Below are 15,742 nucleotides of genomic sequence, written 5' to 3' on the forward strand. Positions count from 1 at the left end.
CTTATGTATATATCAACACTATACTAAAACATAGTCTACTAAAATTACATCTTTAATAATCAGCGTTTTGATAAGTTTCAACTATAAAATCAAATTCATCTACATCAGTAATCTCTCCATAAGAATCTCCTCTTATTTCGGGATAGTAGTATAATACTAATTTATCATTAGATGAAGATATGTTTTCTAGTATTATATATTGATTTTCATTAATACAATTTTCAAGTGTAGCTAAAACTTTATATTTAGATGAATTACCACTATCATTATTTGTTAAATCAATAATGAAGTTATCATGTTTTCTAACATTAATCTTTTCTTTATCACATGATTTAATATAAGATCCAAATCTACAGCTTGTGCATGATTTAAATTTACAATCAAAAGTACAATTTAAACAAGTACATTTACTGCAATTCTCCAATTCTTTGAATGATTGTCTGTTTTCAGTTTTAAAGTTGCTTACTTTATCTAAAGCACTATTGGATTTAAATAATTTAAATAATCCACCTTTTTTACAATCTAATTCAGTAGAATCTAAAAGTTTAATATAATCTTTTAATACAGAAGATTTAACATAATATTTTCTGTTTTTTAATTTTTCTTTAGAGAGAAATGATGCATTTTCACTTATAGAATAAGCTATATCAGTATAAATTTTTCCCCAGTACTTCTTCTCATCATTAATAAAATCTAAATCTTTACTCATATGAAATCACCTATTTATTATCTTTATATTTTTCTAATTCAAGGTCTAAATCAACCTCATTTAATTTTTCAAATTGGCTATCAAAATCATCTAAATCTTTTAATTCACTTAAACCTTTTGCACGAGATTCGGTTCTTTGAATTTTTCTTTCTATATTATCAATTTGTATTGAATTATTTTTAGTTTGTACATTAGCTAATACTTCATTTATTTTTTCTGAAGCTTGAGCGTTAGAATACCTAGCAGCAGCTTCATCTCTATAGTTTCTAGTTTTAGTTATTTCTTCTTCTAATTCCTTTAAGCTTTTCTTTAATGCATCAGCTTGAACCTTAGAATTATCATAGCTTAATTTTAAAGAATCATATTTTTTATCAATTTCCATTTTTCTAGATAAAGCTTTTTTAGCTAACTCTTCATCACCTTTAGATAAAGCAAGTTTTACTTTTGATTCAAAATCTTCAGATTGTTTCTTTGCATCATTCATGTTCTTTTCTATTTCATGAACATTTCCTAAGATTTGTGCAGAATTTAATTTAGCTTTACTAAGTTGTTCTTCCATTTCTCTTAATTTTTGATCTAATAATTCTATTGGATTTTCCATTTCATCTAAAGTATTATTTACCTTTGCCTTAAACATATTTGATATTCTTGAAAAAACTCCCATAAAAATGCCTCCTAAATATTTTTTATTATTATCTATTATTATCTTTTTCTTCTTAAATAAAGTTTTATTAACATTAAAATTACAAAGAACATTAGTGCTAATACTAAAGCATTAATTATTAAGCTTGAAGGTGATCCAAAATACATAGGTCTAAAAAATCTAGAACCTCCATACCAGCCAAGTCCCCCTGAACTTGATGATGGTATATATGTTTTTGATTCATCCTTCTGCGTACTACTATTTGTGCTGGATGAATTTGAATCATTTGGATTATTAGTAGAAGAATATGATCCACTGCTAAATCCTTTTGAAGCACCACTGCTAGTTTCATTGGAATCATTAGTTGTTTTATCTATGTTTGAAGAATTTGTATTACTATTATTTTTTGTGTCAGAAAAACTTCCTGATTTAAATCCTTCAGCACTCTTATCAGTGGTATTTTTGTTACTTTCACTAGAAGATTTACTTGAAGAACTGTTAAAATTTCCTGATTTAAATCCGCTAGAGCTTCCGGAACTTTTACTGCTAGATTTTGAACTACTAGAACTCTTACTGGTTGATCTAGATCCACTGGAACTCTTACCACCAGACTTAGCTAACAAGTTAGTGCTTGTTGAGCTCAATATACTGGCATCTATATTACTATCTGCGTAAGCAATTAAATTATTATTAGTATTATGGTTTACATTAGATATAAGTTCTAATGGCAAACTGGAAATGCTAAATAAAAAAACTAATAATATAGTAAATATATGTTTTTTCTTAATCTTAAAAATAGTGAGCACCCCCTAAAAGATTATAGCTTTATTATAGATAAAATATCTAGACTACACAATATGGAAAAACAACTAAAAATGTTAAGTAGAGAAAAATAAAATCAATTAACTCTTTATATCTCTATATATCTAATATTTAATGATAAATAAAAGCTTTTAAAGAGTTATATTATAACTCTTTAAAATTTAAGAGTAAAATCAAAAATTATAATGCCACTTCACTTATTGAATATATAAACACATAATTAAAATGGGTGAATTCTTGTATAAATTAGATTAATAGATTAAAATTATATTAATTAAGCTCTAGTTTATTAGATGTTTTAAGTGATTGGCTATACATTAAATATTAACAAGTATTAAAAGGATAGCTAAATAATATTAAGGAAGTGGTTAAATGTCAGATAATACTATGAAAAGTTTTTTAGAAGAATATGATGTGAAAAGAATAAATAAAGGTCAAATACTAAAAGGAAAAGTTTTAGAAGTTAATGAAAAGGAAGTAGTAGTAAATATAAATTATGCATTTGATGGATTAATAGCTAAAGAAGAAGTATCAATAGATGATAAAAATCCTATGGATGTACTTAAAGTTGATGACGAAATAGATGTATACGTTATATCTCCAAACGATGGTGAAGGCTATGTTAAGCTATCACTTATAAAGGCATTAGTTATTAAAGAAAAAGAACAATTACAAAAAGCTTTTAAGGAAGAAAAAAATGTTAAAGTATATGTAAAAGATGAAATTAAAGGTGGACTTATTTCTTATTATGGTAATATAAGAGTATTTATCCCAGCTTCATTAGCATCAAGAAGTATGATAGATTTAAGTACATTAAAGAATACAGAATTAGAAGTTAGAATAATAGAACTAGACTTTAGAAATAACAAAATAGTTGCATCAAGAAAAGCAATTGAAAATGAAGAATATGAAAAGAATAGAAAAGTTATATGGAATTCTTTAAAAGAAGGAGAAAAAAGAACAGGAGTAGTTAAGAAGTTAGTTAAATATGGTGCTTTTGTTGATATTGGTGGAGTAGAAGGATTAGTTCATATATCAGATTTATCTTGGAATAGAGTAAATAGGCCAGAAGAAGTAGTAAAGGAAAATGACAAAGTTGAAGTATATATAGGTTCTGTTGATGTAGAAAAACAAAAATTATCTTTAGTATTAAAAGATATAAATAAAGAACCTTGGACTTTACATACAAATGAAATTAAGTCAGGAATGATATTTGAAGGTAAAGTTGTAAAATTTGCTTCATTTGGAGCGTTTGTTGAAATATTTGAAGGAATAGAAGGATTAGTTCATATTTCAGAAATAACTGATGAAAATATTGCTAAACCATCTGACGTATTGGAATTAAATCAAAAGGTAAAAGTTAAGGTATTAGACTTTAACAAGGAAGGTAAGAGATTATCTTTAAGTATAAAAGATGCAGTAGAAACTAGTAAAGAATATTTACAATATGTAGATGAAGAAGATGGAGTATCATTAGGAGAATTATTTAAGGATTTTAAATTTGAATAATATTATTATGTATGATACATGAAAATTTATATATTGTACACATGAATAGTTAAAAAAATAGTAAGGCTATGTTTTAAATGTGTATTCATATATGTAATAGGCAAAGTAGCATTGTAATTGGATTTTGAGAATACTTAATAAATATTGTCACATTTACTGCTTGTCTCANNTTGGGAGCAAGCTAAAATGGGACTATAGTTATTTTAGTATTCCTAAGTTCAATTACTCAGTCTACTTTGCTTATACATATATTAATACATAGATTTAAATAAGCTGTTTCACATACAAGGAATATTGTATGTTGAAACAGCTTATTTGAGTTTTAAAGTATTTTAAATTTTAAAATAAATATTATAATTTCTCTATTTTTAACATATTTGTTCCACCAGTTTGAGTTGTTGGCATTCCAGCAGCAACTACAATATCATCACCTGGTAAAGCAAAATTTAATTCAAACACTGATCTTCTAGCTTCCACTAAGATTTCATCAGTAGTATTATACATTTCGCAAAGCATTGGTAATACACCAAAAGTTAAAGCTAAACTTCTTCTTACTTGTTCGTAAGGAGTTATTGCTATAACAGGAGATTTTGGTCTATATCTTGAAATCATAGTAGCTGTAGCACCACTTTTAGTAGCAGCTACTATTGCAGCTGCATTTAATAAATTTGAAGTTCTACAAGCTGTATAACTTATTGCACCAGCATAATCAGTAAGAGATGGTTCTCTTAATCTTGCTGTTAAGTGAGCATAATCTAAATGAGCTTCTGCTTCCTGTGCAATTTCAGACATTGTTGTAGCAGCTTCAATTGGGAAATTTCCAGAAGCACTTTCACCACTTAACATGATAGCATCAGTTCCATCAAATATAGCATTACAAATATCACTTGCTTCAGCTCTAGTTGGTAAAGAGTTTCTAATCATTGAATCAAGCATTTGAGTTGCTGTTACAACGAATTTTCCTGCATCATTACATTTTCTAATTATCATTTTTTGAATTATAGGAACTTTTTGAATTGGAATTTCAACTCCCATATCTCCTCTAGCTACCATTACTGCATCAGTTTGCTCTATTATAGAGTCTATGTTATCTACGCCTTCTTGATTTTCAATTTTAGCTATTACTTTAATATGTTTTCCATTGTTTTCAGAAAGTATTTTCTTTACATCAGCTACATCACTAGCTTTTCTTATAAAAGATGCTGCAATAAAGTCTACACCCATTTCACAACCGAACTTTATATCAGCTATATCTTTTTCTGTTACTGAAGGTAGTCTTATTATTACATTAGGAACATTAACACCTTTGTGATTTTTAATCATTCCACCAACAGTTACAGCACATCTAATAGATTTACCTTCAACAGAAATAACTTTGAATCTTAAAAGACCATCATCAACAAGAATTTCTCCGCCAATTTGTATGTCTTTATAAAGTTCTTCATAAGTAATAGAACATCTTTCTTCATCACCAAGAAGTTCATCTCCGCATATAAAACAGAATTCTTGACCAGTTTTTAATTCTACGCCATCATTTACAAAGTTATGTGTTCTTATCTTAGGTCCTTTTATGTCTAAGACTATTGCAGTAGGAGTTCCCATATCTTCTCTTACTTTTTTAATTAATTCTATCTTCTCTCTGTGTGATTCATAAGTACCATGCGAAAAATTTAATCTTGCAGCATTCATTCCGATTCCTATAAATTTTCTAATAGTCTCCTCATTATCACTTGCAGGTCCAATAGTAAAAATCATTTTAGTTTTTTGCATATAAACACCTCTCCTATAAATTTTAATACCTTTTTGTATTTATGTAATATTAAAGCTCAATAATAAAATTAGCTAAATTCTATAATATTAATTTAGTTTTATGATAAAATTAATAAATAATACAATTTATTTAATTTTAATACTAAGCTTAATTAGTACATATGTTAATTTTATCACATATTTAGGAAGGAAAGAATAATTATGAGAAAATTTCAACAAATTAATTGTGAAAAAGTTTTTTATTACTTTAATGAAATATCTAGGATACCTAGAGGTTCAGGGAATGAGAAGGAAATAAGCGATTATTTATTTAATTTCGGGAAAGACCTAGGATTAGAAGCAATTCAAGATGATGCCTTAAATATAATTATAAAAAAGCCAGCATCACCAGGATATGAAAAATCTCCTAAGGTAATAATACAAGGTCATATGGATATGGTCTGTGAAAAAAATAACGAAAAAGTGCATGATTTTACTAAAGATCCTATAGAATTAGTAGAAAAAGATGGTTTTATTTATGCTAGTGGTACAACACTTGGCGCTGATGATGGTATTGCAGTAGCATATGCAATGGCAATATTAGAAGATAATACATTAGAACATCCAGCAATAGAAGTTTTACTTACAAGTGATGAAGAAGCAGGTATGAGTGGAGCTATGGCTTTAAAGTCAGGATGCTTAGATGGAAAAATAGTAATAAATTTAGATTCTGAAGAAGAAGGTAAATTATTAGTAAGTTGTGCTGGAGGGATAAGAACAAAATCTACTTTAGATGTACAATGGGAAAATATTAAAGAAGGCAAAAAAGCTTTCAAAGTTGTAATAAAGGGTTTGAGTGGAGGACATTCAGGATCTGATATACATTTGGGAAGAGGAAATTCTAATAAACTTATAGGAAGAGTATTAAAAAATATACTTAACCAAATGGAGTTGAATTTAGTATCATTAAACGGTGGATCTAAGAATAATGCTATACCAAGAGAAGCAATTGCAGAATTATTAATAGATGCTGATAAGGAAAAAGAATTTTTAAATATAATATCTACATTAAGAGATGAGTTTAAAAATGAATTTAGAGTTAAAGATCCTAATATTCAATTAGAAATAGAAGAATTAAAAGAAAATATAGAAAAAGTATTTTCAAAGAAAAGTACAGAAAATGTAATAAATCTTTTATACTTATATCCTAATGGAATAAATACAGTAAGTTCTGATATTGAAGGTTTAACTGAAAGTTCAACTAACATAGGAGTTCTTACAACAAAAGAAGATCATGTAGAATATGATAGTGCAGTTAGAAGTTCTGTATTTTCTTTAAGAGGAGAAATAGTTTTAAGAATAAAATGTTTAACTGAAATTTTAGGCGGAACTGTGTCTAATACAGCTGGATACCCAGAGTGGCAATATAAAGAAGAATCTAAGATAAGAGAAATTTGTAAAGATGTTTACAAAGAAATGTATAATGAAGAAGCAGAAGTTGTGGCAATTCATGCTGGTGTAGAATGTGGATTATTTAAAGAAAAATTAGGAGACTTAGATATGATAAGTTTTGGACCAGATATATTTGATGCACATACTCCAAATGAACATATGAGTATTTCTTCTGTAGAAAGAGTATGGAGTTATTTATTAGAGGTATTAAAAGAAATAAGATAATAATATATTATAAATTTGATTTTAAATTTATATATTAGAGGTATGTAATAAGATTATAAAATTTTATTATATACCTTATTTTTGTTAAAACTAAAAGAAGCTAAACTCAGGTACAATGGCTAAGTAAGTTCAAAAAAATTAATATACAATATTTATCTATCATGTATATCAACATAGATTTAAAATAGAGCCAAATTTAAAAATAAATTATCATTTCAAATAACGTAACAAATATTTATATTTAATAAAGGATAAATATGGATTAATAAAGAATTATTACTTAATAAGTAATTAATATCTAGAACTAATTGAAAGAGGGGATATATGTATTGGTAGATGTTGAGTTTTATTATGAAGATTTTGAAATAACTAGTGTAAAAAAGAGTGACATAGATAGATTAAATAAATGGATAATTTTAAATGACAAATTCAGTGTTGATTTATTTTCTTTAGACCAACAATTATTTTTCAGAAGATTTTTAGAATATTATTTAACAGAAGAAGAACTATTTTTAAAAATAGAAAAAGATAATGAGATTTATGGTGTGTTTAAAGGCAGATTAGAGTTACAAGAAAAATCAGAGCTATTCATATGGCTATATTTAATAGATTCAAGATTTAGAAACAAAGGGCTTGGAAAAAATATGTTAATAGAAATTTTGCAATATTTTAAGAGTAAATATTGTATAGAGTGTTTCAAAGTTGGTGTAAATTCAAAAAATAATAGGGCAGTTAAGTTTTGGAATAACTCTGGATTCAATAAATTAAGAATTGCAAAAAACTTTTTTGAAGATAGTAAATATGAAACATCAGATTTACTTATATTAAATAAGATATCGTAAGTAAAATTTATAAAATAAAATACCTAACATAATTCATATAAATGTAAAGTTAACAATAAATATATTATTACAAATATAATTAATATATTTTACATAATTTAATTTTAGGAGGTATTTTATGAAGTATACTAGATATGAATATAAAAAACATGGAAAGATGAAACTTATATTTATAATATTAATAATAGCTTTATTATCAATTTTAATGGGAATGTATTTTAGTAAATTCATATTTAAGGGGAAATTAGATATTAGTTCATTCAATCAACAAGAAAATGTTGTTTCAGATCAAGAGTTTATAGCACTACAATTTGGATATTATTCCAACAAAGACAATGCAGATGCAGCAATGAGAACAATACCTTCTAAATATAATTCTTACATTATTGAAGAAGAAGGTCATTATAGAGTTGTTATAGGATTGTATTCTAAAAAAGATGGTGAAAAACAATTGGAAAATTTAATATCTCAAGGAATAAATGCTGTGAAAATTAAATTTAGTATATCTAAAGAAAATTTAGAACAAAATAAAGTTGCAGAACTTATAAATGCATTTTTAAAGATAAATAGCACATTAGAAGATGAAAATGTAAAAAGTGTAAAAACATCTGATTATAAAACTTGGTGTTTAAATATTACAAAAAAAGAGAACTTGGATACAAATAATAGTTTAAAAGAAATCAGTGATTATATAAATAATTTACCAGATGAATTAAATAAAAATAATGTAAATGAATACTTAAAATACTTTTATGAAAGATTAAAAAATATGCAATAGAATAATTATTACAATAAAATTAAATTTTTATAAAAGTGTTACAAGTTGCTTTAACGTACTTGTTTAAGAACTAGTTAAATGATAAACTATATTGGTGTAGTAAGTGACTGTAGTAAGTCGTCACAATTACTACACCTTATATATTTTAATTATTAAAAATATGTAATATGTCTATAATTATTATAAATAAGAGATATTTATTTGATGATAGTTATTAAAGGGATGTGATTATATGAAAGTAATATTGGCATCTGCATCACAAAGAAGACAAGAATTACTAATTAGATTATGTGATGATTTTGATATAATGGTTAGTGATTTTGATGAAGAAAAAGTGATTTTTGAAAACTCAGTTGATGAGTATGTTCAAAGTATAGCATTAGGAAAAGCAATGAGCATTAAAGATAAGATAAAAGAAGATGCTATAATAATATCAGCAGATACTATAGTTACATTAGATGATAAGATACTTGGAAAACCTAAAGATGAAGAAGATGCATTCAATATGATTAAATTACTTCAAGGAAGAAGCCATAAGGTATATTCAGGAGTAGTAGTTATTAACACTAAAAAAGATTTAGTATTAAAAGATAGCGTTGCTACAGAGGTTGTTTTTTCAAAGATGAATGACGATGAGATTAGAAAATACATAAAAACCAAGGAACCTTTAGATAAGGCAGGAGCCTATGGAATACAGGGTATAGGTGGAATTTTTGTTAAAGAAATTAGAGGATGTTACTATAATGTTGTAGGACTTCCTTTAAATAAATTGAAAACTATGCTTGAAGAAGCTATATAGTATTAAGGGATGGGGTATCCAAAATATTAAGAGGAGAGTATTTATGGAAAATAGTCTTAAAATTAAGGATATACCTAAAAGTGAAAGACCTAAAGAGAAGTTATTATCGTATGGAGCGGATACTTTAAATAATTCTGAATTATTAGCAATAATACTTAGAACCGGTACTAAAGGTGAAAATGTGCTTCAACTTAGCAATAGGTTATTATCAGAATTTCAAGGGTTAGATGGAATTTTAGAAGCAAGTTTAGATGATATAACATCAATAAAGGGAATAAAAGAAGGCAAAGCTTCTCAAATACTAGCTTTAGCTGAACTTTTTAAAAGATTTAGAACATTTAAATCAGTAGATAGAGATGTAAAAATTATGTGTCCTAATGATTTAGCGACATTAATTAATGGAGAAATGAGTTTATTAAAGCAAGAAATATTAAAGGTAATATTTTTAAATACTAAAAATATTGTTATTGGCACAAAAGATGTATTCAAAGGTAGTCTTAATACATCTATCGTCCATCCAAGAGAAATCTTTAAGGAAGCAATAAATAAAAGTAGTGCAAAAATAATAATAGCTCATAATCATCCCTCAGGAGACCCCACACCCAGCAAGGAAGATAAAAATATAACTCTTAGAATAAAAGAGTGTGGTGAAATCATGGGGATTGAATTGCTTGATCATATAATAATTGGGAAAAATAATTTTATAAGCTTAAAAGAAAAAGGATTTGTATAATTGAAAATTGAAAGGGGAAAAATACAATGGCATTTTTTGGATCTGGAAAAGATATGGGAATAGATTTAGGAACAGCAAACACTTTAGTATTTGCAAAAGGAAAAGGAATAGTTTTAAGAGAACCTTCTGTTGTAGCAATGAACAATATAACTAGAAAACCACTAGCAGTAGGTTCAGAAGCTAAACTTATGATAGGAAGAACACCAGGAAATATAGTTGCAATAAGACCTTTAAGAGATGGAGTAATTGCAGACTTTGATGTAGCTCAAACAATGCTAAAGAAATTAATAGAAAAAGTTTCTACTAAAAATGCATTTAAGAGCCCAAGAATAATAGTTTGTTATCCATCAGGAATTACAGAGGTAGAAAAAAGAGCAATCGAAGAAGCTACTAAATTAGCGGGTGCAAGAGACGTTATATTAATGGAAGAACCAATGGCAGCAGCTATCGGCGCAGGATTACCAGTTAGTGAACCAACAGGTAGTATGATAGTAGATATTGGTGGAGGAACAACTGAAGTCGCTATTATATCATTAGGTGGTATAGTAACAAGCAGATCATTAAGAGTTGCTGGAGATGAATTAGATCAAGCAATAATTTCTTATATTAAGAAAGAATTTAATTTAATGATTGGTGAAAGAACATCAGAACAAGTTAAAATGGAGATAGGTTCAGCTCACGTAAGTAAAAAGCTTAATAATTCAGTAAATGTTGAAGCTGCAAGTGAATCTGATGAAGAAAGTGATAAAGTAAGTGAAGTAGTTGAATTTAATAATGATGATAGAACTATGGAAATAAAAGGTAGAGACATGATAAGTGGTTTACCTAAAGTAATAGAAATTACAGAATCTCAAATAAGAGAAGCTTTAAGAGAGCCAGTATGTGCTATTATTGAAGCAATTAAAACAACACTAGAAAAAACACCACCAGAATTAGCAGCAGATATTATGGATAAAGGAATCATGTTAGCTGGTGGGGGAGCTTTATTAAAAGGCTTGGATATTTTAATAAATGAAGAAACAAATATGCCTGTACATATAGCAGAGGCACCTCTTGATTGTGTAGTTTTAGGCGCTGGTAAAGCTCTAGAAGATTTTGATAAGATAAGCAAAGATCAAAGAGGTTAGTAAATGAAATTTCTTAAAAACAAACTGGCAGTAACTATTATAGTGCTGTCAGTTACATTTTTAGGACTTATAGTTTATACAGTCAAGAGAGAGAATAAAACTGTTATTGAAAATGGTGCTAGTAATGCGTTGAAACCAGCTCAAACGCTTATTTATAAGGCTACAAACAGAGTGAAAGAAACTTTAGATTTCTTTTTAAATTTTTCAGAAGTTAAAGATCAAAGTAAAAAGCTAACAGTAGAAAATGAAGAACTTAAAAGTAAACTTATACAATATTCAGATTTAGAAGAAGAGAATAAAAGATTAAGATCAATTGTAAATTTTGCAGAGCAAAATAACAATTACAATTATATAGGATGCGATATAATCGGATATAGCGGTGGAAATTTTTTAGATGGATATATAGTTAATAAGGGCGAAAATGAAGGTATAAAAAAAGGTATGGTTGTTATGGCTGCACAAGGTCTTGTAGGTCAAGTAACATCAGTAGGAAGTAACTGGAGTATAGTTCAATCATTGATCAATGAAAACATAGCTGTAAGCGTTATGGTTGAAAGTACTAGAGAATCAACTGGATACTTAAAAGGATATAAAGATAATAAAAATAGAAATTTAGCTAAGGTATACAATTTACCAATTGATTCAGAAGTAAAAGAGGGTGATGTAATAATTACATCAGGTGTTGGACTGATTTATCCTAAAGAAATTAAAATAGGGGAAGTTACTCATGTTGACGAAGATAAGATAAAAGTTATGAAGAGTGCTGTTGTAAAACCTTATGTAGATTTTAATAAGCTAGAAGAATTATTTATTGTATCTCCTAAAGACACAAGAGAAATAAAATATTAGGGGTTTTAGTATGGAAAAATTAATAGTTATTTTAATATCTATAGGATTAGCTATATTGGATAATTCTTTAATTCCGTTCTTTTCTATACATGGGGTATATCCAAGCATATTACTTACTTTTGCTATTGCATACTCACTTGTATATGGAAGAGAAAAGGCAGTCTTTATAGGATCGGTAAGTGGAATACTACAGGATTTATTTTTCTTTAATGTTTTTGGAATAAATTCTATATTAAATTTATTATTATGTCTTTTTGCAAGTATAATTGGTGAAAATATATTTAAAACTAAAAAGTTAATTCCCATAATTTCTATGTTTTTAATAACTGTTTTTAAATATATGGGAATATTTATAATATGCTATTTTTTAAGAATAGATATGGAACTATTCAAAGGTATAGGAATGGCATTATACAATTCTATAATTATGTTTTTTGTATATAAGCTAATTATGAAAATTCCAGATGAGGAATATAAAAAAAGACCATGGAGGTTTAAATGATAGTAAATAAGCCAACAAAGAAAAAGAAAATTTCAAGGTATACTATTTTGAGTATAATAATGTTTATTATCTTTGGAGCTATTACTATAAAGCTTATATATCTTCAAGTGTTAAATTATGATAATTATAAAGAAAGAGCTAATGCCAATTCGACAAGATTCGTATCGGAAAAAGCACCAAGAGGAAAGATATATGATCAAAGTGGTAATTTATTAGCTACTAATATACAAACATATACTCTTACATATACTAAAACTACAGATGCAGATAAAGTGTTTTATTCAACTATGAAAGAACTTTTTAAAGTATTAGAAGAAAATGGAGAAAAATTTCAAGATACTTTAAATTTAAAATTAAATGATAATAATGAAATTTACTTCGAGTATAAAACATCAGATGCAGAATCAAGAAAATATGAAGAAATTAGGTTTAAAAGAGATAGAGGTTTAAATGATGAACTTCACAAAACTCTTTTCAAGGATGTAGAAGAACTTGATGACAATCAAAATCAAAAAATAAATGAAGAATTAGTTAAGATAAGTCCAGAAGATACTTTTTATTATTTAGTCAAGGCTTATAATTTAATTAAGTGTGTTGATCCGAGTCCTAATAAGGAACAAAGTGCAGCATATAGTAAAATGAGCGGAAAAGAAATAACAGATATATTATTACAAAATGGATATTCATTAAGGGATATTAGAAACTTTATTGTAATAAAAGATGCTATAAAAATGCAAAGTTTTAAAGGTTATAAAGCTGTAACAATAGCAAGTAATATAAAAAAAGATACTGCTTTTATAGTTTATCAAAAGCTTAGTTCATTGCCAGGAATAGATGTTAATTTAGAGCCTGTAAGATATTATCCTAATCAAGAATTAGCATCTTCGGCTTTAGGTTATGTGTCATCTATTGATAGTTCACAAAGTGATAAGTATGAATTAAGAGGATATGATGTATCATCAGATTTAATAGGTAAATCTGGTATAGAGTCAGCATTTGAGGAACAATTAAAGGGTGTTAAAGGTGGAAAAACAGTAAAGGTAAATTCTCAAGGTAGAGTTACAGAAGAACTGTTTAAGCTTCAATCTTATCCAGGAAATGATGTTCATCTTACAATAGATAGTGAAATTCAATATGCAGCAGAGCATGCTTTTGCAGATGGTATAAAGAATATAAGAGAGAATGACTATGATAGTGATGGATCAAGATATTCTAATGCAACAAGAGGTGCTTTAATTGCAGTAGATGTCAATAGTGGTAAGATTTTATCTTTAGTTAGTTATCCAAACTATAATCCTAATGTATTTACAATACCAGGAACGGTAAGTGAAGAAGAAACCAAAGAATATTTTTCACCAGATTATGAAGCTTTTGCAAATCAATTAATACAAAATAAGGGATTAAGTAAAAGTGTTAATCAATTATTTCCAGAAGATGCGAATGGGTATAGAGAAGATGTTAATGATTTATATCCAAAACCATTTTATAATTATGCAACAATGGGAAAAATCCCGCCAGGATCAACATTTAAAGTATTAACATCAATTGCTGCTCTTGAAGAAGGAGCAGTTACTCCAAGTGAAACAATAGTGGATATGGGGGTATTTAAAGAGCATCCTGAAACATTTGGACCGGCATTTGACCCAAAATGTTTAATTTATCAGACTAGTGGTGCTACTCATGGACCTACAGATGTGGCTAAGGCAATACAGGTATCTTGTAACTATTATTTCTATGAAGTTGCTTATAGAATGTATATGTTAAATGGTAAAGGAATTGAAGGATTAAATTCTATAGCAAAATATGCATGGGAATTTGGATTAGGAATTCCACCTGATTCTAAGGAAAAAGCTACAACAGGGATAGAGATAGAAGAAAATTTTGGTCAAACATATAATTTTGAATCATTTAAAAATCAATCAGTATACTATGCTAAATACGAATTAGTAGATTATTTGCAAAAAGGAGATTATAAGGGAGCAGAAAGAAATTTTGTTCCGTTTGATATAGGATTTTCAGAAGATGATACTGAAAAAATAAAAGAAGCTAAAAAGTCTATAAAAGATAAGGTTGAGGAAAGATTAAAAAAAGTTGAACCAGGAAAGGGCATTGAAGAAACAGAAGATGAGTTTTCTAAGAGTATAAAACCTTATGTAAAAACAATAGTAGATAATTCAGATAAATATAAACAAAGCGTGGCTAAGTGGGAAAGTGAAGGTAAAAAATTTAATGCAGATGAGCAAGTTGCTGCAGTTACTAGAATAATTACTAGATTTGCAGTTAATGACAAACCGGCAGAAATAACGTCACCAGCTCAAATAGTATATGCTGCAATAGGTCAAGGTATAAATTTATATACACCTATGCAATTAGCATCATATGTTTCAACTGTAGCAAATGGTGGAACTAGATATAAACTTCATTTAGTAGATAAAATTACTGATAATGATGGAAATGTAGTTCAAGAATTTGGTTCAGAAGTTTTAAATAAAGTAGAAATGAAAAGTGATACAATAAATGCTGTTAGAAACGGTATGTCAAGTGTTAATGAAGCGGAAGGTGGTACTGCTTCCGCTACATTTAGAAATTTCCCTATACCAACAGCAGGTAAAACAGGTACTGCAGATTTTAGAGAGAATCAAAAGGAAATAGGTAGATCACCTTATGCAACATATATAAGTTTTGCTCCATCTGATAATCCTAAAATAGCAGTAGTTGCAGTTGTATTTGATGGAGGACATGGTGGAGAGATAGCTCCAGCAGTTAAAGCTGTTTATGAAGCATATTTTAAAGATCAATTAATTGGAACTAATTATGCATCGCAATCAGAATCATTTAAAAAATATGTATTAGAAAATCCTTTTAATACAACTAAACCATAAATAAATGAAGCGACTGTTACTCAAAACTAATATATAGAAAAATAATAAAAAGTTATCTTAAACGAATTTAAGTTTAAGATAACTTTTTTATTTACGAATAGAAAATTATAAGAAGTTTTTT

The 15,742-nt window shown here is 27.4% G+C and carries 14 protein-coding genes; 10 read left to right on the plus strand and 4 right to left on the minus strand.

The window, feature by feature from the left end; all coding sequences use genetic code 11:
* Positions 1–52: 52 nt before the first annotated feature.
* From NG918_RS03045 to NG918_RS03055, 3 genes are read right to left on the minus strand one after another with little or no spacing between them, the layout of a single operon-like run.
* The gene (locus NG918_RS03045) at positions 53–709 is read right to left on the minus strand and encodes a DUF1292 domain-containing protein (RefSeq protein ID WP_252214454.1); all 657 of its coding nucleotides are present in this window, start codon (positions 707–709) and stop codon (positions 53–55) included.
* A 10-nt stretch (positions 710–719) separates the two neighbouring features.
* Positions 720–1,373, minus strand: coding sequence for a PspA/IM30 family protein (locus NG918_RS03050; protein ID WP_252214456.1), 654 nt, complete (start codon positions 1,371–1,373; stop codon positions 720–722).
* 38 nt (positions 1,374–1,411) lie between these two features.
* Positions 1,412–2,083 (minus strand): hypothetical protein, encoded by a 672-nt coding sequence (locus NG918_RS03055; RefSeq protein ID WP_252214458.1) that lies wholly within the window; start codon positions 2,081–2,083, stop codon positions 1,412–1,414.
* 463 nt (positions 2,084–2,546) lie between these two features.
* Between NG918_RS03055 and rpsA the strand changes: the two genes are divergently transcribed.
* The gene (rpsA, locus tag NG918_RS03060; protein ID WP_252214460.1) at positions 2,547–3,683 is read left to right on the plus strand and encodes a 30S ribosomal protein S1; all 1,137 of its coding nucleotides are present in this window, start codon (positions 2,547–2,549) and stop codon (positions 3,681–3,683) included.
* A 351-nt stretch (positions 3,684–4,034) separates the two neighbouring features.
* On the opposite strand, the gene pyk is transcribed toward rpsA, so the two are convergent.
* Positions 4,035–5,453 carry a pyruvate kinase gene (gene pyk / locus NG918_RS03065; protein WP_252214463.1) on the minus strand — a complete coding sequence of 473 codons (1,419 nt, stop codon included), beginning with the start codon at positions 5,451–5,453 and terminating at the stop codon, positions 4,035–4,037.
* A 201-nt stretch (positions 5,454–5,654) separates the two neighbouring features.
* Here pyk and NG918_RS03070 point away from each other — a divergent pair, with 201 nt between their 5' ends.
* The 9 genes from NG918_RS03070 (at position 5,655) to NG918_RS03110 (ending at position 15,621) form a co-directional block, all read left to right on the plus strand.
* The gene (locus tag NG918_RS03070) at positions 5,655–7,109 is read left to right on the plus strand and encodes an aminoacyl-histidine dipeptidase (RefSeq protein ID WP_252214467.1); all 1,455 of its coding nucleotides are present in this window, start codon (positions 5,655–5,657) and stop codon (positions 7,107–7,109) included.
* A gap of 329 nt (positions 7,110–7,438) precedes the next feature.
* Positions 7,439–7,951, plus strand: a complete 513-nt coding sequence (locus NG918_RS03075; RefSeq protein ID WP_252224455.1) for a GNAT family N-acetyltransferase — start codon at positions 7,439–7,441, stop codon at positions 7,949–7,951.
* A gap of 118 nt (positions 7,952–8,069) precedes the next feature.
* Entirely contained in the window at positions 8,070–8,729 is a 660-nt protein-coding gene (locus NG918_RS03080) for an SPOR domain-containing protein (RefSeq protein WP_252214473.1), read from the plus strand.
* Between the two features lie 232 nt (positions 8,730–8,961).
* Positions 8,962–9,528 carry a Maf-like protein gene (locus NG918_RS03085; RefSeq protein ID WP_252214476.1) on the plus strand — a complete coding sequence of 189 codons (567 nt, stop codon included), beginning with the start codon at positions 8,962–8,964 and terminating at the stop codon, positions 9,526–9,528.
* A gap of 43 nt (positions 9,529–9,571) precedes the next feature.
* Positions 9,572–10,261 (plus strand): RadC family protein, encoded by a 690-nt coding sequence (radC, locus tag NG918_RS03090; protein ID WP_252214479.1) that lies wholly within the window; start codon positions 9,572–9,574, stop codon positions 10,259–10,261.
* A 26-nt stretch (positions 10,262–10,287) separates the two neighbouring features.
* Complete coding sequence (locus tag NG918_RS03095; protein WP_252214482.1) at positions 10,288–11,388, plus strand: rod shape-determining protein; 1,101 nt, start codon at positions 10,288–10,290, stop codon at positions 11,386–11,388.
* A 3-nt stretch (positions 11,389–11,391) separates the two neighbouring features.
* Positions 11,392–12,237, plus strand: coding sequence for a rod shape-determining protein MreC (gene mreC, locus NG918_RS03100; RefSeq protein WP_252214485.1), 846 nt, complete (start codon positions 11,392–11,394; stop codon positions 12,235–12,237).
* A gap of 10 nt (positions 12,238–12,247) precedes the next feature.
* Complete coding sequence (gene mreD, locus NG918_RS03105; RefSeq protein WP_252224463.1) at positions 12,248–12,739, plus strand: rod shape-determining protein MreD; 492 nt, start codon at positions 12,248–12,250, stop codon at positions 12,737–12,739.
* On the plus strand, positions 12,736–15,621 hold the full coding sequence (locus NG918_RS03110; protein ID WP_252224466.1) for a penicillin-binding transpeptidase domain-containing protein: 2,886 nt from the start codon (positions 12,736–12,738) through the stop codon (positions 15,619–15,621). Before mreD ends, NG918_RS03110 begins: the two co-directional genes overlap by 4 nt.
* The last annotated feature ends 121 nt before the right edge of the window (positions 15,622–15,742 follow it).

It is taken from the genome of Clostridium sp. ZBS2, assembly GCF_023845855.1.
In the GTDB taxonomy this organism is placed as follows: domain Bacteria; phylum Bacillota; class Clostridia; order Clostridiales; family Clostridiaceae; genus Clostridium; species Clostridium aquiflavi.